Source organism: Pseudomonas sp. AN3A02, assembly GCF_011765255.1.
Lineage (GTDB): Bacteria > Pseudomonadota > Gammaproteobacteria > Pseudomonadales > Pseudomonadaceae > Aquipseudomonas.
Genome location: NZ_JAARNI010000002.1, coordinates 873,641 through 894,690, shown reverse-complemented (window position 1 = coordinate 894,690; position 21,050 = coordinate 873,641). Strand labels below are relative to the sequence as shown.

At 61.2% G+C, this 21,050-nt stretch carries 23 protein-coding genes and 1 pseudogene; 13 read left to right on the top strand and 11 right to left on the bottom strand.

Annotation, left to right across the window (positions count from 1 at the left end):
* Positions 1-99: 99 nt before the first annotated feature.
* The gene (locus HBJ59_RS13930) at positions 100-654 is read right to left on the bottom strand and encodes a hypothetical protein (RefSeq protein ID WP_372241476.1); all 555 of its coding nucleotides are present in this window, start codon (positions 652-654) and stop codon (positions 100-102) included.
* A 108-nt stretch (positions 655-762) separates the two neighbouring features.
* On the opposite strand from HBJ59_RS13930, the gene HBJ59_RS13925 reads away from it, so the two are divergent.
* Positions 763-2,316: a DUF726 domain-containing protein gene (locus HBJ59_RS13925; protein WP_167663878.1), complete on the top strand. Its 1,554-nt coding sequence runs from the start codon at positions 763-765 to the stop codon at positions 2,314-2,316.
* Between the two features lie 41 nt (positions 2,317-2,357).
* A complete protein-coding gene (locus tag HBJ59_RS13920) occupies positions 2,358-3,677 on the top strand; it encodes an Nramp family divalent metal transporter (RefSeq protein ID WP_076016278.1) in 1,320 nt (439 codons plus the stop codon).
* A 10-nt stretch (positions 3,678-3,687) separates the two neighbouring features.
* Here HBJ59_RS13920 and HBJ59_RS13915 read toward each other — a convergent pair whose 3' ends face one another.
* From HBJ59_RS13915 to HBJ59_RS13905, 3 genes are all read right to left on the bottom strand, one after another.
* Entirely contained in the window at positions 3,688-4,065 is a 378-nt protein-coding gene (locus HBJ59_RS13915) for a type II toxin-antitoxin system VapC family toxin (protein WP_076016277.1), read from the bottom strand.
* Positions 4,062-4,433, bottom strand: coding sequence for a type II toxin-antitoxin system Phd/YefM family antitoxin (locus tag HBJ59_RS31500; RefSeq protein ID WP_256576938.1), 372 nt, complete (start codon positions 4,431-4,433; stop codon positions 4,062-4,064). The genes HBJ59_RS13915 and HBJ59_RS31500 overlap by 4 nt, the downstream gene beginning before the upstream one ends.
* Before the next feature lie 138 nt (positions 4,434-4,571).
* Positions 4,572-5,504, bottom strand: a complete 933-nt coding sequence (locus tag HBJ59_RS13905) for a LysR family transcriptional regulator (RefSeq protein ID WP_076016276.1) — start codon at positions 5,502-5,504, stop codon at positions 4,572-4,574.
* Positions 5,505-5,622: 118 nt separating this feature from the next.
* Between HBJ59_RS13905 and HBJ59_RS13900 the strand changes: the two genes are divergently transcribed.
* The 3 genes from HBJ59_RS13900 to HBJ59_RS13890 all read left to right on the top strand — a co-directional run bounded on the left by HBJ59_RS13900 (position 5,623) and on the right by HBJ59_RS13890 (position 6,831).
* Positions 5,623-6,108: a DMT family transporter gene (locus tag HBJ59_RS13900; protein ID WP_076016275.1), complete on the top strand. Its 486-nt coding sequence runs from the start codon at positions 5,623-5,625 to the stop codon at positions 6,106-6,108.
* 4 nt (positions 6,109-6,112) lie between these two features.
* Positions 6,113-6,568: a DMT family transporter gene (locus HBJ59_RS13895; protein WP_003208100.1), complete on the top strand. Its 456-nt coding sequence runs from the start codon at positions 6,113-6,115 to the stop codon at positions 6,566-6,568.
* Positions 6,569-6,660: 92 nt separating this feature from the next.
* Entirely contained in the window at positions 6,661-6,831 is a 171-nt protein-coding gene (locus tag HBJ59_RS13890; protein ID WP_076016274.1) for a metallothionein, read from the top strand.
* Between the two features lie 132 nt (positions 6,832-6,963).
* On the opposite strand, the gene HBJ59_RS13885 is transcribed toward HBJ59_RS13890, so the two are convergent.
* Positions 6,964-7,206, bottom strand: a complete 243-nt coding sequence (locus tag HBJ59_RS13885; protein ID WP_076016273.1) for a DUF6555 family protein — start codon at positions 7,204-7,206, stop codon at positions 6,964-6,966.
* Between the two features lie 115 nt (positions 7,207-7,321).
* Between HBJ59_RS13885 and HBJ59_RS13880 the strand changes: the two genes are divergently transcribed.
* The 3 genes and pseudogenes from HBJ59_RS13880 (at position 7,322) to HBJ59_RS13870 (ending at position 9,339) form a co-directional block, all read left to right on the top strand.
* Positions 7,322-8,086: a helix-turn-helix domain-containing protein gene (locus HBJ59_RS13880; RefSeq protein WP_167663877.1), complete on the top strand. Its 765-nt coding sequence runs from the start codon at positions 7,322-7,324 to the stop codon at positions 8,084-8,086.
* Between the two features lie 89 nt (positions 8,087-8,175).
* Positions 8,176-8,349, top strand: coding sequence for a DUF1427 family protein (locus HBJ59_RS13875; RefSeq protein WP_167663876.1), 174 nt, complete (start codon positions 8,176-8,178; stop codon positions 8,347-8,349).
* Between the two features lie 30 nt (positions 8,350-8,379).
* Positions 8,380-9,339, top strand: a pseudogene (locus HBJ59_RS13870) (zinc-binding alcohol dehydrogenase family protein).
* Between the two features lie 126 nt (positions 9,340-9,465).
* On the opposite strand, the gene HBJ59_RS13865 reads toward HBJ59_RS13870, so the two are convergent.
* The 3 genes from HBJ59_RS13865 to HBJ59_RS13855 form a co-directional block, all read right to left on the bottom strand.
* Complete coding sequence (locus HBJ59_RS13865) at positions 9,466-10,503, bottom strand: purine nucleoside permease (RefSeq protein WP_076016269.1); 1,038 nt, start codon at positions 10,501-10,503, stop codon at positions 9,466-9,468.
* 20 nt (positions 10,504-10,523) lie between these two features.
* Positions 10,524-11,480: a nucleoside-specific channel-forming protein Tsx gene (locus tag HBJ59_RS13860; protein ID WP_167663875.1), complete on the bottom strand. Its 957-nt coding sequence runs from the start codon at positions 11,478-11,480 to the stop codon at positions 10,524-10,526.
* A gap of 155 nt (positions 11,481-11,635) precedes the next feature.
* A complete protein-coding gene (locus tag HBJ59_RS13855) occupies positions 11,636-12,586 on the bottom strand; it encodes an AraC family transcriptional regulator (RefSeq protein WP_167663874.1) in 951 nt (316 codons plus the stop codon).
* 214 nt (positions 12,587-12,800) lie between these two features.
* On the opposite strand from HBJ59_RS13855, the gene HBJ59_RS13850 reads away from it, so the two are divergent.
* Both HBJ59_RS13850 and HBJ59_RS13845 read left to right on the top strand, forming a co-directional pair.
* Positions 12,801-14,111 carry a sugar ABC transporter substrate-binding protein gene (locus HBJ59_RS13850; RefSeq protein WP_167663873.1) on the top strand — a complete coding sequence of 437 codons (1,311 nt, stop codon included), beginning with the start codon at positions 12,801-12,803 and terminating at the stop codon, positions 14,109-14,111.
* 22 nt (positions 14,112-14,133) lie between these two features.
* The gene (locus HBJ59_RS13845; RefSeq protein ID WP_167663872.1) at positions 14,134-14,907 is read left to right on the top strand and encodes an L-iditol 2-dehydrogenase; all 774 of its coding nucleotides are present in this window, start codon (positions 14,134-14,136) and stop codon (positions 14,905-14,907) included.
* A 164-nt stretch (positions 14,908-15,071) separates the two neighbouring features.
* Here the strand turns inward: HBJ59_RS13845 and HBJ59_RS13840 are convergent, their stop codons facing one another.
* Positions 15,072-15,779 (bottom strand): NUDIX hydrolase, encoded by a 708-nt coding sequence (locus HBJ59_RS13840; RefSeq protein ID WP_167663871.1) that lies wholly within the window; start codon positions 15,777-15,779, stop codon positions 15,072-15,074.
* Positions 15,780-15,926: 147 nt separating this feature from the next.
* On the opposite strand from HBJ59_RS13840, the gene HBJ59_RS13835 reads away from it, so the two are divergent.
* The 3 genes from HBJ59_RS13835 to nadE are packed head-to-tail and all read left to right on the top strand — an operon-like array spanning position 15,927 to position 18,625.
* A complete protein-coding gene (locus HBJ59_RS13835; RefSeq protein ID WP_167663870.1) occupies positions 15,927-16,574 on the top strand; it encodes a nicotinamidase in 648 nt (215 codons plus the stop codon).
* Positions 16,575-16,584: 10 nt separating this feature from the next.
* Positions 16,585-17,811, top strand: a complete 1,227-nt coding sequence (gene pncB, locus HBJ59_RS13830) for a nicotinate phosphoribosyltransferase (RefSeq protein WP_076016261.1) — start codon at positions 16,585-16,587, stop codon at positions 17,809-17,811.
* 1 nt (position 17,812) lies between these two features.
* Positions 17,813-18,625, top strand: coding sequence for an ammonia-dependent NAD(+) synthetase (gene nadE / locus HBJ59_RS13825; RefSeq protein ID WP_167663869.1), 813 nt, complete (start codon positions 17,813-17,815; stop codon positions 18,623-18,625).
* Between the two features lie 52 nt (positions 18,626-18,677).
* Here the strand turns inward: nadE and HBJ59_RS13820 are convergent, their stop codons facing one another.
* The gene (locus HBJ59_RS13820) at positions 18,678-20,108 is read right to left on the bottom strand and encodes a serine hydrolase (RefSeq protein WP_167663868.1); all 1,431 of its coding nucleotides are present in this window, start codon (positions 20,106-20,108) and stop codon (positions 18,678-18,680) included.
* Between the two features lie 26 nt (positions 20,109-20,134).
* On the bottom strand, positions 20,135-21,049 hold the full coding sequence (locus HBJ59_RS13815) for a LysR substrate-binding domain-containing protein (RefSeq protein WP_076016258.1): 915 nt from the start codon (positions 21,047-21,049) through the stop codon (positions 20,135-20,137).
* Position 21,050: the final 1 nt, after the last annotated feature.

Sequence of the window (21,050 nt, the reverse complement as noted above, 5' to 3'; positions counted from 1 at the left end):
TCGGCTTCAATTGACTACCCGGTGACTGTAGTGGACTGAATCGGTGAACAAAATCCCTGGTTTTTGTCATCACTGTCCATGGCTGTGCACAATCTGCACCTAGCAGTTAAAGACCGGTGCGTAGCGCTCTTCACGTTTTTTGAAGTGGATGGGCGCCATGGGGACTTTTTCACCGTTCACGAAGATATCGGGAAATGTCAGGGTGAAATCGTCCATATCGCCTTGGCCCAAACGCGTACCCGGCTCCTCGCTGCTGTAACGCACCCGGGGATCAAAGCCGGCTTCAAGGGGTTTGATGCTGAGCTGATAGGTTTTGCCCGACGCCAGTTGCACGGTGACCAGTGGCGACGCCGCGCTGACCCACAAAGGCGTGTCAGCTTTCCTGGCCGAGGGGTACAGCCGGCCGAACAGGCGCAATTCGGTGCTGGTTGAGCCGTCCGTCGCCTTAGGCGAGGCGACATACATCAATACGTGCACCCCTTTGAGTTCCGCAGAGAGTGGAGCGAAGCTGATAGCCGCCTCTGGGCCCGGGCAGGTGCGATAGAGCACGGCGTTTTGGCCAACGCTGGATTCGGGGTGCAAATAGGGGCCGGTGCTGCATCCGGCCAGAAGGGCCAGCAGAGAATAGAAAACGTAGCGTTTCAAAGGAACCACTCCATGGTGCATTGAGGGCGCTTGCTGCCCGGGCGGGCAGTTTTTCACATTTACCCCGGCAGTGCTTTGATACTATCGCCCTCCGTCGTCACCAGGAGTCACCGCCGCATGCAACACCAGTGGGATGAAATGCACCGCACCCGCAAGCCCACGTTTGTGTTGTGTGGCGAGCCCCAGGGGGATGTGCTCAATCTCTATGTCCATGGGTATTCGGCGTTCTTCAGCCAACAGCAACTGGGCAATTTCTCGCAGCAACTGGCAACCATCGAAGGCTCGACCAACCTGATGCTGTTCTGGCCGGCGGGGCACTTCCTGGAAAACCTGTTTGCACCGTTCAAGGATGTGATTACTTCGATGCTCGGCGGTGGCAGCCTGGGTGCGGCGACTATCGGGGTGGGCAAGGCGATTGCCTATTTCCTCGACCACTACAAAAGCGTCGAGGCGCGGGTGGATGAGGTCGCCAAAAGTCTGCTGCCCGAGTTGGCCAACTACCTGCACGGCGAGTCGATCAAGGTGCGGCAGATCAACCTGATCGGCCATTCCCTGGGCGCGCGTATCCTGGTCAAGAGCCTGCTGGCCAGCCCCGAAGTGGCGCGTGAATTGCCGCTGAACAACCTGTTGCTGATGGGCGGCGCGATTTGCACGTCCAGCCCGTGGGACCTGGTGTCGGCGCCGCTCAAGGGGCGGGTGATCAACTGCCATTCGAGCAAGGATTGGGCGCTGGCGCTCAAGCCCGACACCGAGCGTTGCATCGGCCGTTATGCCATCCCGCTGACACCCGCGCTAAAGGCCAAGGTCGCCAATGTGCACCTGGCCACTTTTGACCATGCCGCTTACTGGCCGCAGTTGAAGACGGTGGTGCAGTACACCGACCTGCTGCAGGAGCGCCGGGGCATGATCCGCGCTGATCAGCGCAGCCCTGAAGTGCGCTTTGCCGAAGAGGATGTGGACCTGTTCCCGCTGCTGGTGCAGGCGCGGCCGGAGGAGCTGAAGTTCTTCGCCGAACTGATGGCGCAAAAGCGCAGTGCCTCGATCGACGCCACAGTGCGCGAACCCTTGAAGCTGGCCATCGAGCTGCAGCGTATGGGCGGCGACACCTTTATGAACCTGGCCCGGGGTCATGGCGTGAGCTATCGCGAAATCGCCCAGGACGTCGCGCAACGGGTGGGTATCAAGTTTGATGAGCCGATCGAGAAAGTGGCTCTGGCGGATCTGGAACTGCAAATCGCCGAGCGACTGATCGAGCAATACAAGGACAAACTCAGCCAGGCCGATCGCCAAGTGTTCGAGGCGGAACTGAAGGCCGCGGCACAAAAGGAGCAGGGTTTTTTCAATCGTTTCGATGTCGGGCGTTCAGCCACCACCGCCCTGAGCGGCACCGCGCTGGCCGGGTTGACCGGGTTTATCCTGCGCCGGGGCGCGGCCACCGCCATTCCCGTGGTAGGGCAGGCGCTGGCGGCGGCGATGCTGCTGGTGAGCGGCGTGCGGGCGTTTTCCGGGCCGGCGTATTCCATCACCACCCTGGCGGTGCTGGTGATCGGGGTGATTCGCGAGCGTCTGGAGCGTGAGGCACTGAACCAGGAGATGGATCTGGTGGTCCAGGTGGTAGAGGCATTTGATCTGCCCCGGGAGACGGTGATGCGTACCGTCGCGTCTGACTGATAAGCTGCGTTCACGTCTTGTGTGAAAGCCTGGTACCCCGCGTGAAATTCAGCCTGCCAAAAATCGCTACTGCACCGTTCTGCCCGCCGGAAGTCGCCGGCTCCATCGTCGTTGATCCCCGTGCGTCGTTTTTCAAGCGCGTGCTGAAGTTCGCCGGGCCAGGCTTGCTGATCTCCATCGGCTACATGGACCCGGGCAACTGGGCCACGGCCATCGAGGCCGGGTCGCGCTACGGCTACAACCTGTTGTTCGTGGTGCTGCTGGCCAGCCTGGCGGGGATGGCGGTGCAGTGCCTGTGCTCGCGGCTGGGCATCGCCACCGGCAAAGACCTCGCGCAACTGAGCCGCGAGCGTTACAGCCGGCGCTCGTCGTTCGTGCAGTGGATCCTCGCGGAAATCTCGATCATCGCCACCGACCTCGCCGAAGTCCTCGGCTGCGCCCTGGCGTTTCACCTGTTGCTGGGGGTGTCGCTGACCACCGGGATTGTCATCACTGCCTTCGATACGTTGCTGATCCTGGCCCTGCAAAATCGCGGCTTCCGCCGACTGGAAGCGATCATGCTGGCGCTGGTGGCAACCATCGGCGTGTGTTTCTTTATCGAGCTGGTGCTGATCAAGCCTTATTGGCCCGACGTGTTCCGTGGTTTCACCCCGTCGCTGTCGGCCATCAGTGACGCCGCACCGTTGTACCTGGCCATCGGCATATTGGGCGCCACGGTGATGCCCCATAACCTGTACCTGCACAGCTCCATCGTGCAAACCCGGCTGTTCGGCAAGGACCTGGCCAGCCGCCAGGACGCGGTCAAGCTGGCGCGTATCGACACCATTGGCTCACTGGCGCTGGCGCTGCTGGTGAATGCGGCGATCCTGGTACTGGCCGCTGCGGCTTTCCATCAGACAGGCCACACCGACGTGGTGGAAATCCAGGACGCCTACCACCTGCTCGACCCGCTGGTGGGCGGTGCCTTCGCCAGTGTGCTGTTTGGTATTGCGCTGTTGGCTTCCGGCCAGAGCTCCACGTTCACCGGCACCATTGCCGGGCAAGTGATCATGGAAGGCTATCTCAACCTGCGCATTCCCTGCTGGCAGCGACGCCTGATTACCCGTGGCCTGGCGCTGATCCCGGCGTTCCTCGGTGTGTGGCTGATGGGCGACGATGCCATCGGCAAGCTGTTGATCCTCAGCCAGGTGGTATTGAGCCTGCAGTTGCCATTTGCGTTGTACCCGCTGATTCGCATGACGGGGGACAAGCGCCTGATGGGGCCATTCGTGAACAGTTTGCCAACGCGGCTGTTGGCTTGGAGTTTGTTTGTGGTGATCAGCGGGGCGAATGCGTGGCTGATCGGGCAGTGGTTGTTTTGAGCGAAGTGATTTACGTCAAGACGGCCAATGATGTGTATTTCGCCACTATTGGGTCGGAGGTCACTAACTTCATCGGCTCAATGATAGCCGTCGCAATGATGAGCCTATCAAACGGGTCCCTGTGATGGTGTTCAAGGTCCTTGACCGCGATGGCGTGCTCCGGGGTTATGGGCAGTTCCACGTAGCCGCTTTCCAGGCAGTATTCGCGAATTTCGTCCAGGTTGACGTTGAGCTTCCCGAGCCCGACCTTTATCGCCAGCTCCCAGAATGTGGCGGCACTGACGTAAATTTCAGCCGCGTTCTCGATCAGCTTTCTGGCCTTCGCTGACAGTTTTGGATCATCGCTCAGGGCCCAAAGCAGGATGTGGGTATCCAGCAGTATTCTCATGGGTGGTTTCCCTCAAACGCATCCAGCATGTCGTCTGGCAATGGCGCATCAAAGTCATCCGGCACCACCAGTTTGCCCTTCATTGCGCCGATTCGCCGGCCTGTCGGTTTCCCGACAGGAACAAGGCGAGCCATCGCGCGCCCATGCTTGGCTATGGTGATGATTTGGCCGGCGGCGGCATCATCGACCAGTTTTGATAAATTATTTTTTGCTTCACCCAACGGTACGGTAATCATTTGGTCTTCCCGAGGTTTTGGCCAAATATAGCCAAAATTTCGTAAGCAGGCAAAGATCAACCGACTGCTGGTGGAAGGTGATTTTTGCAGGGACGATTGTAGGTTTCCGAACGGGTAATGACTGGCATCCATGACGTCTCTCCTGAAGGAATTCGTCGAAGTCTGCCCGAGTGCAAGAGGTTTTTGACCCATGTTTTGGAAAATCAGATCGGACTTACTTAAGGGGGGACTTTTCCCGACAGTGCGGGCCGAATAGTTTCCCACGGTTACTCAACGGTCCCAGTACGGCACGGCCCCAAAACACTCGACGAAGTAGTCGATCACCGTCCGCACCTTCAACGACAGCCGCCGACTGCCCGGCCACAGCGCCGCAATCTGTTGCGGCTCCAGGGTCGTCGCCACTTCATAGTCGGTCAGCACCGCCTGCAGCGTGCCGGCACGCAGCCCTTCGCCGATCAACCAGGATGGAAACACCACCAGCCCCAGGCCCTGCTCGGCGGCGTGGGTCAGGGTGTCGGCGTGGTTACCGGTGATCGGGCCCTTGACGCTGTAGGACGTCCAGTCGTCCTGGTCGCGGCGGAAGAACCAGCGTTGTTGGCCGGTGACGCCCTTGTAGGCCAGGCATTGGTGGTTCACCAGTTCGTCTGGATGCCGGGGGGTTCCGAAGCGCTCCAGGTAGCCAGGGCTGGCAGCCAGGCGAAAGCGCTGGGGCGCGAAGATTCGCGCCTGCATGCCGGAATCGTTCAGCACGCCAATGCGAAACAGCAGGTCGGTGCCGTCTTGCAACGGGTCGACGTAGGTGTCGGTCTGCTGGATATCCAGTTGCAGCTTCGGATACCGCCGGCACAACTCCCCGAGCCACGGCGACAGATGGCGCTGGCCAAACACCATCGGCGCATTGATACGCACCAGGCCACTGGGTTCGTTTTCCTGTTCCTGCAATGCCTGGCCGGCGACTTCCAGTTGCTCCAGCATCAACCGCGCATGATGCCCCAGCAGGCGGCCGGCTTCGGTAGGGCTGACCGCGCGCGTATGGCGGTACAGCAACTGTTGGCCCAAGGCCTGCTCCATCAACTGGATTTGCCGGGAAATGGAGGAGGGCGCCAGCCCTTCACGGCGTGCGACTTCGGAGAAGCTACCGTAATCCAGTACCGCGACAAACAGGCGAAGCGCTTTGAAACTCAGTTCGTTCAAGCCCTGCATCATGACTCCTTGCTGTGCGAATTACGCAAAGGTGTTGTCGGCATGCTCCCATTTATCGCACAGCAGTGCCACCGGATAATGCGCGCCATTGTTCCTCTCTCTAACGCGCAGGTGATGTATGCAGGCTTCTTCAGTGGCGGGTGTGGCTCAGGCCAGGCCCAAGACGTTTCTTCGGTTGTTGCTATTGCCGCTGGTGATTTTCGCCGGCATGGGCTTGTCGGTGGAGGCCGGCTTGCTGGGCCCGCTGGGTGTGCAGGTCGGCCACTTGTGGGCGACCTTGAGTATCTTCGGCGTCGGCTCGGCGATCCTGTTTTTGCTGTTGCTGTTCAGCGGCCCGCAAAAGGGCCCGGCGTTGACCGACCTGCCGCGCTGGCAACTGATCGGCGGCTTCCTGGGGCCGATGTACGTGGTGGTGTTGACCCTGGCTACGCCACATATCGGCATCGCGATGACCATGATTGCGATCTTGTCGGGCCAGGTAGGCAAAAGCGTGTTGATCGACCATTTCGGCTGGTTCGGCACCGCCCGCAAGCGGGTCAACGTTGAGCGCTGGATTGCACTGGCGTTGATTGTGGTGGCACTTGTTCTGATTGCGCGAGGTTAAATCGATGAACCTGATTCTATTGTTGGTGTTGGTCGTGGCCGCCGGTGCGGTATTGAGTGTGCAGGCCGCCATCAACGGCCGCCTCGGGCAGGCGGTGGGCGTATTGCGCAGCAGTCTGCTGACCTTTGTGGTGGGCGCGATCAGTACGGGCTTGCTGATTCTGTTCTTCGAGCCAGCCCACGCCGTCAGCCTGCTGGACGTGCCGAAATGGCAACTGACCGGCGCGTTGTTCGGGGTGGTGTACATGATGGTGATGGTCGGCGCGGTACCGATTGTCGGCACGGCGGTGGCGACGGTAGCGGTGATCGTCGGGCAGTTGGGCATGGGCATGTTGATCGACAATTTTGGCTGGCTCGGCAACCCGGCGATCGAACTGTCCGGCAGCCGGATCGTGGCGATGCTCTGTTTGGCGCTGGCCCTGGTGTTCATGTATCGCAGCAACGCTCGTCGGGCTGACTGAAGGGTCTTTGAACCTTGAATCATTGCCTATAGTCACTGCTTGAGGTGCCGGCGTTCGCCACACCTGGACGACCACGAAAAAGGAGTCTGACCATGCAAGAGAAAACATGCGCCTGCCCTCACTGCAACTGCCAGTTGGGGAAAACCGCGGTGATGAAGGATGGCAAGGGGTATTGCTGCCAAGGCTGCGCCGAGCATCATGCCCATGGTGAGCCTTGTGCTTCGGCGACCGGGTGCGAATGCGCCAAGTCCGCCCACGGCTAACGCGAACGACCTGTACCTGTAGGAGCGAGCGTGCTCGCGAAAAAACCGAGAGCGGCGCGGGGCACCAAATGCCCCGCGTTATCGTTAACGACCTTCGCGAGCACGCTCGCTCCTACAGTTTTCAGGTAGTTTTCAGGCAGTGGAGCGCGCATCCGAGCGGCGCCACTGCACGTTTTCGATACCGAATTTCTCGGCCTGGGGCTGGCTCGTCTTCTTCACCTGCTCCCGGGCAAAGCGCCCGATACGGCCTACGCCGGCATCGCAACTTGCCCAATGCCAGGCTTCGGCGTTGTCGAGTTTTTCCAGACGGATGATGAACGACTTGGGCTGGCCATGCAGCGTGTAGTCGATCACGAAAAGTTTTGCGTTAGTCATGGACCCGTTAACCCTCCCTGTGTCTTTAAGTGACCCTCCTGACGCGGTAAAAATTCACTCGGATTATCTACCGCAGGTCTTATCATGGCTCTCCGCCCTGAATGATGTGCCCTCCATGGCCCTTGCCGCGCCGCCCGACCTCAGTGATCACGCCGTCCCCGTGCAACCTTTGGCGCGCACTTACCCGCGCGGGTTGTACATCGAGCCCCATCAACACGATTGGGGCCAGTTGCTCTATGCCATGAGCGGCGTGATGTGGGTCGAGACACCCCAGGAAGCGCTGGTGGTGCCGCCCCAGCGCGCGGTGTGGCTGCCGCCGGGTGTCGAGCACGGGATTCGTGTGGTGTCGGACCTGCAGATGCGCAACATCTACCTGCGCCCGGCGCTGGCGGCGACCCTGGACAGCCAAGTGCAAGTGATCGAGGTCGGCGGGCTGCTTCGCGAACTGATCGTGGCGCTGGTGGAGCAGGGCGACCAGGGTGACCAGGCCTACTACGAGGCCGTGGTTGGCCTGACCCTGCTGGAACTGCAGCGGGCCCGGCGCTCGCCGATCCGTATCGCCTTGCCCGTGGGCGCCGACCGACGCCTGACGAGTGCCTGTCAGGCGGTAATGGCGTCACCCTCCCTGGATATTCCTTTTGAACAGCATGCCGAAGCGGCCGGTGCCAGCGTGCGTACGTTGGCCAGGCTGTTTCAGAACAGTCTGGGCATGGGCTTTGCCGAGTGGCGCCGCCAGGTGCAGTTGGCCACCGCCGTAGCCGAGTTGATCCAGGGCCAGCCGGTCAGCGCTATCGCCCGTTCCCTGGGGTATTCGCCGAGCAGTTTCAGCGACATGTTTCGCCGCGAACTGGGGATGGCGCCGTCGCAGTATCCCGTCTGAGGCTTGGCCGAAATCCTGAAGCAGTTGGCCGATGCTTCGGATTTGGCTTCCCTACACTGCCCGCATCAACCCTTGCTGCGGAGTGTTCCATGAATTACCTGATTTCCCTGGCCATCGGCCTGTTGGTCGGCGTGATTTACGGTGCCCTGGACTTTCGCTCGCCCGCGCCTCCTGCCATCGCCCTGGTCGGGCTGATGGGCATGTTGATGGGCGAGAAGCTCTGGCCCATGGGTCGGCAGATGGTCAGCGCCTGGTTGTCCTGAAACCCTTTTTAACCTCGATGGATATTGGCCATGAAAGCACTGCAATTTTCCGCCACCGGCGATCTCGCTGCCCTTGCTTACGTCGACGTCGCCACGCCGGTGCCGGCGGCCGGTGAAGTCCTGGTGCGGATCAAGGCTGCCGGGTTGAACCCCAGCGATGTGAAGAACGTGCTCGGGCGTTTTCCCTACACCACCTTGCCACGCATTCCCGGGCGGGACTTCGCCGGGGTGGTGGTGGAAGGTCCGCAGGAATTGGTCGGCCAGGAAGTCTGGGGCACCGGTCGCGACCTGGGCTTTTTCGCTGACGGTTCCCACGCCCAGTACCTCACCGTGTCGGCCAAGGGCGTGGCGCACAAGCCCAGCCATTTGAGCTTTGCCTAGGCCGCCAGTCTCGGCGTGCCGTACACCACGGCGTGGGATGCCCTTGAGCGCAGCGGTGTCGGCAAAGGCACTCGCTTGTTGGTGATTGGTGCCAATGGTGCCGTAGGCAGTGCGGCTTTGGCCCTGGCGAAAATTCGCGGTGCCCAGGTGCTCGGGGCGGTGCGTCGGCCGGAACAGGTTGAGGCCTTGCGTGAGCAGGGTTTCGAGGGCTTGTTACTGGGCCAGCCGGAAGCGCTGGGAGGGCAGGTTAACGCGCTGTTCGGTACGGGCGCCGATGTGATCTTTGACACCACCGGCTTCTGGTTGCCGGCAGCGGTGGCGGCACTTGCACCTTTTGGCCGTATCGCAATCATTGCCGCGCCGGTGGACGGGCATGTGCAACTGCCGGCCCTGGCGTTGTACCGCAAGGGTGGTTCGGTGGTGGGCATCAATTCGTTGCTCTACAACTGCGAACAGTGCGCGGTGATGCTGGAGCAATTCGGGCGGTTCTTCGATGAGGATTTGCTGCCGTTGCCGACCGGTTTGCGGGAAGTGTCGCTGGCTGAAGGTGTGCAGTGCTTTGAGGAAGTGAATCAGGGCAGTGCAGACAAGATTATCTTCCTGCCCTGACCCGCTCATTGTGGGCTCGGGCTTGTGTGGGAGCGGGCTTGCTCGCGAATGCGGTGGAACAGTGCCGAATGTATTGGCTGACACACCGTATTCGCGAGCAAGCCCGCTCCCACATTTGGTCTTTATTCAGGCTTCGGGAACGCCTTTCTCCCACGCCGACCAATTCTTCAGAATCGCCTGTACCAGCGGATTGCCGGTGCGGTACAGGTTCTCCAGCGCCGGCACGAAACCGCCCTGGTCTGCGTACTTCAACAGGTTGTCCACTTCACTGTAGCCCGGGTACGGCCGATCAAAGTCGGAACCGGCCCGCACCACCGCCAGGCGCTTGATGTCCACCAACCCTTCACGGCTGGCCCGCAGCAACGCTTCATAGGTGGAGTTGTCTTCCTGCTGGGTGGTGCAGTACACACCTTTATTGTCCGTCAGCAACTTGGTCCAGACTTCGGCGCGCTCACTCAGGCGAGTCCCGGAGAACCAGGTATTGCCCGCCAGGGTGTCGCACTGGGTGACCTGCGGCGGCTGATTGGCCGGCGCGTAGGGATAGTGTTTGCGCCAGGCCGTGGACTCCTTGCTTTCACTGAGCTCGACTTTCTGCGACAGCGCAAATGCCTTGGCTTGCAGCTTGGGATTGAGCTCGAACACCTCGGTCTTGTAGTCCAGTGGCGGCTTCTCGTTCGGCCCCTTGGTATTGATGCCGATGTAGCCGGTCGGCCAGTCCTTCGGCGCGTCCCGTGAATCCAGCTCCCATTGGGTGCCGAACTCCACCAGGTAATGCGCCCACGCGGCGGTGCCGATGGTGCCGTGGTGCGGGTTGATCCCGGCAATCCCGGCAATCAGGAAGTAGCTTTGGCGCAGGTCGAACTTGGGCGACAACGCCAGTGCCAGGGTCGAGGCGGCGGCGTTGGTCTGGCCCATGCCGGTGACCAGCAGGCACACGTCCTGGGTGTTGCAGCGAATCACCGGATACTCGGCCGACAAGCCCGGCACGCGTACTTCCTGCTTGAGCTCCAGGCGGTCGATCCAGTTCTGCGCCTCAGGGGCGAACATGGTGATCAGCATCACCTTGGGCTTGATCGGGGCCACTGCATCAGCCAGCACGACCTGCGGCAACAGCGCCCCGGCGGCCAGGCCGATGGCGATAGAAAGGCGGGTAAAGGTCTTCATCTACTGCTCCTTGTTCACACTCAGAATTGATAGCCCACACCAGCGTAGTAACCCCAGCCGTTGGAGCGGGCGCGGAAATTACCGTCGCCAAAGTTCAGCTCGCTGCCGTCTTCCCAGTTGCCGCCGTTGTGGAAGTAACGGCCTACCAGGGTGAAACGCAGGTGAGTGAACGAATACAACAGCACGTTTGTTGCAACCAGGGAGTTGGCGGTGCGCGCAGGGTTGTCTTTGTGCAGGTCCGAGCCGAAATCATAGTTGGTGAAGCCGATATAGGTCAGCGACGCACCATTGTCGAAGCTGCCGATGGGCACGATGTATTTCATCTGCGCACGGTAGCCGTCCCACGAATACTCGTTGCTGGCACCGTAGTTTTCCCACTGGTAACGGCCGTAGAAGTTGGCCGACAGGTTGACCCGCGAGTGGGTCTCGATGTCGGTACCCAGGCCGCTATACAGGGTGTTGGCGCGGTTGGCCTTGTTGCTGCCGTGGTCGTAGATCCAGTCAAACGCCACGTACCACTCTTTGAACGGCCCGATGGCCAGGCTGCGGCCCGCCAGGTAGTCAATGGAGATACGCGGCTCGTGCTCCATGAACACTGGGGAGCCGTGGTCCCACGCGCCTTTGTCATTGCTGTTGCCGATGCCGAAGATCTTCGGGATGTCGACGTAGCCATACAGTTCGAACGGGCCCTTGCGGCCGAAGTATTCGTACTCCAGGTACACGTCATCGGCGGGTTTGGGGCCGAAGCTGATGTCTTTGCTGCCGATTACCGTCAGGTCCTGGTTGAACCAGTCCGACAGATACACGCCTTTTTTGGAAGGGCTGGCTTCGGGGGCCAGGGTTTCGCCCTGTGCTGAGTCATCGGAGGGTTTTTCCTGCGCCAAAATGGGTGCACTGAGTACTCCCGTAACGGCAGCCAGTAGCAGGGAAACAGCAAAAGGGGTGGCCGACGCGGGCCGTCTGGAAGTGGGTTGCATTGAAAATCCCTGTTCTTACGCGGTTGTGGCCCGATTCTTCGGGTTGAGGTGAACCTGGTGGCCAAGTTCGTTCCGCAAACGTTTGCACAGGTTGTACCAATTTGTGTCAATTGCATGAAGGAATTGAGAAAAGTGCGATTTAGTCGGCCTTTTGGTCAGAAATGCGCCTTGGTAAATGGCAGCGCCTGATCACCGTTGCGGTTGAACAGGTACATCGCCGTTTCCCTTCGATACTCGCTGGGTGTCTGGTTCATCTCGATGCGAAAGTGCCGGTTGAAGTTGGAGAGGTTGGCGTAGCCCACTTCAAAGCAGATATCGGCCACTGACATTTCGCTTTGCAGCAACAACCGACAGGCGCGCTGCACCCGGAACTTACGCATCAGGTCGATAAAACCGTGGCCGGTGACGCGCTTGAAGAACCGCGAGAAGCCCGGCTCGCTCATGTCCAGGCGTTGGGCGATCACCGACAGCCGCAAATCGCCGGTCAATTCCGTCATCAGGTAGTCGAAAGCCTTGTGAATGCGCTCCGAACTGCGGGCGTCCAGGCTTGGCGTATAACAGGCACTGGCCAGGCAATGGGCTTCCGCCGACGGCGCCTGCATCAAGGTGTGCAGCAGCTGGATGAACAGAATCAGGCGCGCCAGCCCTTGGGCCGAACCGATGGATTCCAGCAGTTGCGCGGCCTTCAGTGCCGTCTCGCCGGTGAACTCCAGGCCGCGCCGGGCCCGGTCAAACAGGCCTTGCAGGTCGCCCAGCTCAGGCAGCGTGGTGCGCAGGGCCAGCAGCGCGGCACCGTCGAACTGCAACACCACATCGCGCCCCGTCAGGTACTCGCCCGGGGCGAGGTCGCCGATCCAGTCGTGGGGCAGGTCGGGGCCGATCAGCGCCACATGGCCGGCGCCAAATGCGCCGATATAGTCGCCCGCCACCAGCTTGCCGCTGCCCTGGCGGATCAGGTGGATTTCGAATTCGGGGTGATGGTTCCAGCGGGCGAGTTCGAACGGATAGTCATGTTCGTACCAGCGAAAGCCATGCTCGGGCTCGGCCAGAATCACTTCCAGCTCGGCGGGGCGTTGCTCGAAAAGGGCGGATCGGCTTGCGGGCATGGGCTTGGCCCTTCTGGGCTTTTTGGAATGGCACCAAAATACGCCCTTTGTCCAAGTAGCCGCTACCCCGGGTTTTGCCCGCCGCTGATACTTTTTTGATCTTCGCGATGCGGTTAAAAAAGTATCAGCCGGGCATCCGCCAGTCGTTTGTCCGGCCCTGGGCAAGCTGCTGTAATCGGGCCGTCAACAACAAAAACAATAAGTGGAAACCGCCATGTTCAAGATTCCGAAAGCGCTGTTCCTGCTCTCCGGCCTCACGCTCGCGACGGCTGCCCATGCTGCCGAAACCGTGACCATCGCCACGGTCAACAACAGTGACATGATCCGCATGCAACGCCTGTCCAAGGTGTTCGAACAGCAGCACCCCGAGGTGAAGCTCAATTGGGTGGTGCTCGAAGAAAATGTGCTGCGCCAGCGCCTCACCACCGACATCGCGACCCAGGGCGGCCAATTCGACGTGCTGACCATCGGCACCTATGAAACCCCGCTTTGGGGCGCCAAGCACTGGCTGGAACCGATCACGCCGCTGCCCGCCGATTATGACGTGGAAGACATCTTCCCTGCAGTGCGCCAGGGCCTGTCGGTGAACAACACCCTCTACGCCTTGCCGTTCTATGGTGAAAGCACCGTCACTTATTACCGTACCGACCTGTTCAAGCAGGCCGGCCTGACGATGCCGGAACATCCAACCTGGACCCAACTGGGCGAGTTCGCCGCCAAGCTACACCAGCCCGCCAAGGACCAATACGGCCTGTGCCTGCGGGGCAAGGCTGGCTGGGGTGAAAACGTCGCGTTGCTGAGCACCATGGCCAACGCCTTTGGTGCGCGCTGGTTTGACGAGCAATGGAAACCCGAACTGACCAGCCCGGAATGGACCGCGGCGGCAAACTTTTACGTCAACACCCTGAAAAACTACGGCCCGCCGGGGGGTTCCAGCAACGGTTTCAACGAAACCCTGGCGCTGTTCAACAGCGGCAAATGCGCGATCTGGGTCGACGCCAGCGTCGCCGGCTCCTTCACCACCGACAAAACCCAAAGCAAGGTCGCCGACAGCGTGGGCTTTGCTGCCGCGCCGACCGAGGTCACCGACAAGGGCTCGTCGTGGCTGTACGCCTGGTCCCTGGCGATCCCGGCCACCTCCAAGCACAAGGACGCCGCCAAAGCCTTCATCACCTGGGCCACTTCCAAGGAATACATCCAGCTGGTGGCGGACAAGGAGGGCATCACCAACGTACCGCCGGGCACGCGCCAGTCCACCTACAACGCGGCGTACCTGGCCGCTGCGCCTTTTGCCAAGGTGACCTTGCAGATGATGCAACACGCCGACCCGGCGCACCCGTCGGCCAAACCCGTGCCGTACGTGGGCATCCAATACGTGACGATCCCCGAGTTCCAGGCCATCGGCACCTCGGTGGGCAAGCTGTTTTCGGCGGCGCTCACCGGCGGCATGACCGTCGACAAGGCACTGGCCGAGGCGCAGTCCACCACGATGCGCGAAATGAAGCGCGCCGGCTACCCGAAATAACCACCTTAGGGACACTGCATTCATGAAACGACTGGAAGGTAAAAGTGCGCTGGTCACCGGCAGCGCCCGAGGCATTGGCCGGGCGTTTGCCCAGGCCTACATCAACGAAGGCGCCACCGTCGCCATCGCCGATATCAACCTGGAACGGGCTCGGGCCACTGCCGCTGAGCTGGGCCCGAAGGCCTATGCGGTGGCGATGGACGTCACCGACCAGGCGTCCATCGACGCCGCGATCGCCGCCGTGGTAGCGCAGGCCGGCAAGCTCGACATCCTGATCAACAACGCGGCCTTGTTCGACTTGGCCCCCATCACCGATATCACCCGCGACAGCTTCGACCGGCTGTTCTCGATCAACGTCGCCGGTACGCTGTTTACCTTGCAAGCGGCGGCCAAGCAGATGATCAAACAGGGCCATGGCGGCAAGATCATCAACATGGCCAGCCAGGCCGGGCGTCGCGGTGAAGCGTTGGTGGCAGTGTACTGCGCGACCAAGGCGGCGGTGATCAGCCTCACGCAGTCGGCGGGGCTGAACTTGATCAAGCAGGGGATCAACGTGAACGCCATCGCACCGGGTGTGGTGGACGGTGAGCATTGGGACGGGGTGGACGCGATGTTTGCCAAACACGAAGGGCTGCCGCTGGGCGAGAAGAAAAAACGCGTGGGCGCCGAGGTGCCGTTTGGGCGGATGGGCACGGCGGAGGATTTGACCGGGATGGCGGTTTTCCTCGCGTCCAAAGAGGCCGACTACGTGGTTGCCCAGACCTACAACGTCGACGGCGGCAACTGGATGAATTGAGTCGGACGCATCTCCTTGAACCACCGCAGATCAAAAAATGTGGGAGCGGGCTTGCTCGCGAAAGCGGTGTATCAGTCAACCTATCCGGCGACTGACACTCCGCATTCGCGAGCAAGCCCGCTCCCACAGTTTGATCTGCATTGCCCAGGGAAGGGTGCTTGGTCTTATTCGGCAAAACTGCGATCAAAGAAGTACACCGCCCCAGGCTTCAGGTTCTCCACTGTCGCCTGCGGCCGTCCGCCCTCGCCATGCTTCTTGCGCCCCGTCTCCCGCAAAAAGCCGGCCTCAGTCAACTTCAGCAACCGCTGGCGAATACTGGTCTTCAGCACCGGCCGCGCCAGCACCAGCGAAAAGATCGTGGTCGCCTCCGGTGCACTGAACTCATTGCCTAAAAACATCAACGGCAAGCTGCTGTACAGCGACTTGGAAAACAGCCTTTCCTGTACCGCCGCCACAATCGCGTTGTGATCGAACGGCAACTTGACCGCGCCTGCCGCCACCGCATCCAGCGAGAACCACCGCTGATGCCCAGCCAGCGTCACCTCGTCAGCCACAATCGCCAGGTAATAGGTCGACGACGACCAGCACCGCGGATCGCGAAACGCATCGCCCACCGTCCCCACTTGCTCATACCAGGCCAGCGCCAGTCCGACTTTGTCACTGGCCCGCAACCGCTCCACGGCATCCTGAAGGCTCAGATCTTGCACGCCGCCGTTCACCACCACGCCCGGTAACGCCCAGTGCCCGGCGAAGGGCTCGGCTTCGCGCTGGTTGAGCAAGATCTTCAACTCCCCGGAGGCACGGCAATAGAACAGCACGCACAAGTCGACGGTGTGCAGGTAAGCGCTAAGGGTTGGGGGGTGGTCTGGCATGTCGGGTCCTGTGGGCAGCGGTAGGGCACAGTCTAACGGATCAAACGGCGATGTCGTGTACTCGATCCAGCATAGGTATTTAAATGTTTCTTGCTATGAAAGTACATGACGTGTACTTTTGTGTCCAGGCCACAGGAGAACACGCACATGACCGTCTCTAAAAACGCTATCGCCTCATTCGACGTCGACGCCCAGAAGAGCTTCACGCCACTGTGCCCCAATGAATTGCCGGTCGCCGGCGGTGACGAGATCGGCGCCGAGCTCAATTACATGGCCAGCCTCGCCGGGCGCCGTGTCGGCAGCAAGGACGCCCACACCCCGCACGCGCCCTGGGTGGTGCAACACCACAGCGAGATGCTGCAACCCACCGGGCTGGCGCATGCCGACGTCACCTGGGTCGCCCACTGCGTACCGGGCACCGAGGGCTTCACCTTGCTGGACGAACTGCCCACGCCCTATGACTACGACTACTTCATCTGGAAAGGCGTCGAGCCCGACCTGCACCCCTACGGCGCCTGCTACCACGACCTCCACGATAAACTCTCCACCGGCGTCATCGAATACCTCAATGCCCAAGGCGTCCAGCGGGTGATCGTCGGCGGCCTTGCCCTGGATTACTGCGTCAAGACCACCGCCTTGCAACTGCTCAAGGCCGGCTTCGAAGTGATCCTGCACCTGCCGGCGTGCCGTGGCATCAGCGAGGACGGCGGCGTGCAGGCGGTCAACCATCTGCAACAAGTCGGTGTTGTGATTACCCGCAATCGGGAAGAACTGGCCGCGATGGCCGCGCGTTAAGGAGTACCTCATGGAAAGTGCATACGACTACGAAAACAGTGTGATCCAGGGTTTGCTGGACACCGACTACTACACCTTCACCATGATGCAGGCCGTGCTGCACCAGCACCCGAATGTCGATGTGGAATACCAGTTCATCGTCCGCTCCAAAGAGAAACTCGGGCACCTGATTCCCGAGCTGCGGGTCGAGCTGGAAAAACTCGCCGGCCTCAGCATGCGCGAAGGCGAGCTGCGCTTTCTGTTCAACCAGCGCCGTGAGTACCTGACCCCGGATTTCGAGCGTTTCCTGGGCCTGTTCCGCTTCAACCTGCGGTATATCCACGTCAGTGAAATCGACGGCCAACTGAACATTCGCGTGGTTGGCCCGATGCTGCACTGCATCATGTTCGAACAGCCGGTATTGGCCCTGGTCAGCGAGCTGCGCAACCGCGACAAATACCCCGACGTGACCCTCGAAGACGTCACCCGCAAGCTTTATCAGAAGTTCGACTGGCTGGAGAAAAACCTCACCCGCGACGAACTGGCCGACCTGCGCGTCTCGGACTTTTCCACCCGCCGCCGGCTGTCGTTCAAGGCCCAGCGCGAAGTGGTCGACATCATGCGCCGTGACTTTCCCGGCCAGTTCATCGGCACCAGCAACGCGCACCTGGCCTACGAATTCGACTTGCCGCTGATCGGCACCATGGCTCACCAATGGCTGATGGTGCACCAGCAACTGGGCCGGCTGCGGGAAAGCCAGAACGCGGCGCTGGAAAACTGGGTGCGCGAATACCGTGGCCGGTTGGGCATCGCCCTGACCGACTGCATCAGCACCGACTTTTTCCTCAAGGATTTCGACCTGTACTTCGCCAAGCTGTACGACGGTTTGCGCCAGGACTCCGGTGACCCGATCGTGTGGGCCGACAAGGTGCTGGCCCGCTACAAGGAGCTGGGCATCGACCCGATGACCAAGGACCTGATGTTCTCCGACGGCCTGAACTTCGAAAAATGCCTGCCGATCCTGCGGCACGTGCGGGGCAAGGCCAAATTCGGCTTCGGCATGGGCACCAGCCTGGCCTGCGATGTGGACGGCGTAGAACCGCTGAGCATCGTGATGAAACTGGTGCGGGTGCATGGCGAGCCGGTGGTGAAATTCTCCGATGACCCGATCAAGAACGTCTGCGAAGACGCCTCGTTCCTGCAGTACGCGGCGCAGGTGTTCAACGTCAGCAACGTCAATCCGCAATTGGGGGTGTGACATGCACAATCAGGCACGTATCGCACAAGCACTGAATATCAACCGGCTGCTCGGCAAGGGTGGCGAGGGCGCTGAGCTGCAGCGGCGTATCGACTTCATCAAGCGCACGTTGCGCCAGTCCGGCTGCCACGTGTTGGTGCTGGGCATCAGCGGCGGCGTCGACTCACTGACCGCCGGGCGCCTGTGCCAACTGGCGGCGGAGCAACTGCGCAACGAGGACTACGAGGCGCGGTTTATCGCCATGCGCCTGCCCTATAAAACCCAGGCGGACGAACGCGACGCCCAGGCTTCCCTGGACTTTATCGCGCCGGACCAGATCGAGCCGCTGAACATTGCCGCCTGTGTCGACGGGCTGATGGGCAGCCTGTCTGCCGGGCAGGCCAGTGCTGAGCGCATCGACTTTATAAAGGGCAACGTCAAGGCCCGGGCGCGGATGATGGCGCAGTACGCCGTGGCCAATTTGTATAACGGCCTGGTGGTGGGCACCGACCACGGCGCAGAGGTGTTGATGGGGTTTTTCACTAAGTTCGGTGATGGCGCCTGCGACCTGGCACCGCTGTCCGGGCTGACCAAGACCCAGGTGCGCCTGCTGGCCGGCGCCCTCGGCGGGCCACCGCACTTGGTGACGAAAGCGCCGACTGCCGACCTGGAAGAGCTGGCCCCGGGGAAGCTGGATGAGCAGGCCTATGGTTGCAGCTATGACGAGATCGACCGCTATCTGATGGGCGAGGTGGTGAGTGAGCGGGTGAGGACGATTGTCGAGAACGCTTACCTCAAGACGGCTCACAAGCGTGCGCTGCCTATCGTTCCATAATGCCCGGAGCGACGAACATCAAAATGCAGGAGCCGGCAAACCAGCTCCTGCATTAGATCTTCATACCCCTCAAGACTTCCTGTTCCTTCCCGGCACTGTTGACGTTGACCGTACGCGCAACACTCACGCGGTCACCGTCAAACTCACACACTACCCGGTCGCGAAACGCCGTCTGCGGGTAGATCCAGGTCATCTCCAGTGTCCTGGCATCCAGCCAGCGCGAGCCGGCAACGAGCTGCGCATCCTTGAATTCATAACCGTGGTGCAGCGCCCGGCCCGGCATGCTGGTGGTGCCGCTGATCCAGTGATCAATCCCCACCTCAAGGGTATGGCTGGCCGTGCTGTCGGTCAGTTGGAAGCGCAGCACATCGCCCTCAACGGCAAACGCCACTTGCTGCACATCCAGTCTGTTAGGTTCCACTTGATACACACCCGTGAAATCCAACGGCGCTGCGCACACTGAAAGCAGTTCAGGCCGCTGCGCCATGTTCGCCAGGCGTTGCTCCAACCGCGCATCTGCTTCTGGGTCGACGCTGCAATCACCACCAAACGCCGCCGGAAAATGCCGCTCGACAAACGGCATCAGCTCCGCCGAATTCTTCATTCCACCGATCACTACCAGCGTTGCGCCGTACTCGCGAAACACCATCGCCATCTGCACAAACACACCCACCGCACTGAAGGCCTGAGCCGGCTTCATCATCCAGTGATAACCGTAGCGGCTGTCCGGCCCGCCTTGTGGGCGTGTGGCCGCTGCAACCCAAGCCGCTGGCAGAACCTGGTGGCCATGCCACACGCCGCCTTGTGCATGCAGCACACCGAGCTTGAGCATGGCCGAGGTCGGTGCCTTCAAGCCATTGCCGCCGGGGTTCACGCCATCGGGGCCGATGTCCCAGCTTTCATTGTGGATGTCCAGCGGCACAAACAGCCGGGGCTTGAGGTACGCGTGCAAGGTTTGCCCGGTGACCTTGTTGATCAGCGCCGACAGCATGTAGCTGGCCGCACTCGTATAGACGTAGGTGGTACCCGGCGCATAGGCCAGCGGGATTTTGAAGAACTCGGCAATCCAGCTGGTCTCGATGCCGCGCCATACTGCGCCCGAGGTGTTGGCGGCGTGGCCGGTGCGCATGCTCAGCAGGTGCTCCACGGTCATGTCTGCCAGGCGCGGGTCGGCATCCGCCGGCAGAAACTCGGGAAAGAACTCCACCAACCGGTCATCCAGCTTCAACAAGCCTTCATCCAGCGCCAGGCCAATGGCACACGCCGTGAAGCTTTTGGCCACCGAGTGCAGTACCCGCGGCTCGTTGGGGTCCACCGGCCAGCTCCAGCCTTCGGCGACCACGTGGCCATGGCGGTGCAGCATCAGGCCTTGCAGGTCGAGGCCGGCGGCTTTCACTTCATCGAGAAAGGCAATCAGGTGCTCGGGGTCAACGCCGACGCTGCTGGCGCTGGCGCGGGACAAACCATCGTAGGACATGGGCATAAACAGGCTCGTGGGGGAGAGGGGAGTCAACGGCTGCGGTGCACCAGCCGCGAATAGGAAATCAGCATGCTGGTCAGCTCCTGGCTGACGCTGGTGAGCGGTGATGAACGGCGGCTGATCAGGCACACATCGCGCGTCGCCAGCGGTTCTTCGATGGCGATAGTGGTCAGGGCGCTGGAAAACAGCTTCATCCCCGGCAGCATGCGCGGCTCGATGGTCAGGTAATCGGTTTCCGAGACGATGTGCAGGGTTTCCAGCAACGAATCGGTGGTGATCGCGATCTTCGGCGGCGCCAGGCCTTGGGTGCGGAACAGTTCGATCAAGCGGTTTTCCGCACCGCCCACCACGCCGGCCGGCCGCACGCTGATCCACTGGCAGTCGGTAAGGGCTTGCACGGATTTTGCCTGGGCTTGCGGGTGGCCCTTGCGCGCAATAATGCCGGCGTTGGAGCTGTAGAGTCGGTCGATGGCCAGGTCGATATCAGCAACGTTCGGCGCCAGCGGGCACAGCACGAAATCCAGGCGGCCATCGCGGACTTTTTCCACCAGGCCCTTGGTGGTTCCGCTGGCTACGTGTACCTGCATGCGCGGGAAGCGCTGGGTGAAGTTGCTCAGCACGGGCAGCAGCAATTCGGCCAAGGGTTCGGAGGTCACGCCCAGGGCAATATGGCCTTCGGGTTCGCCTTTCCAGGGTTGCAGGTCGAGCAGGGCGCGTTCGCAGTCGAGGGTGATGGAGCGGGCACGGGCCAGGAACACCTCGCCGGCGGGGGTCAGGTTGATGCCCTGGTTGGAGCGTTGCAGCAGCACCACCCCGAGTTCCTTTTCCAGGGTCTGGATCGATTGGGTCAGGGTGCTTTGCGCCACATCCAGCTGGCGTGCGGCAGAACGGAAGCTGCCTTTTTCAACCACGGAGCAGAACGCACGAAGATGGGTGAGGGTCATG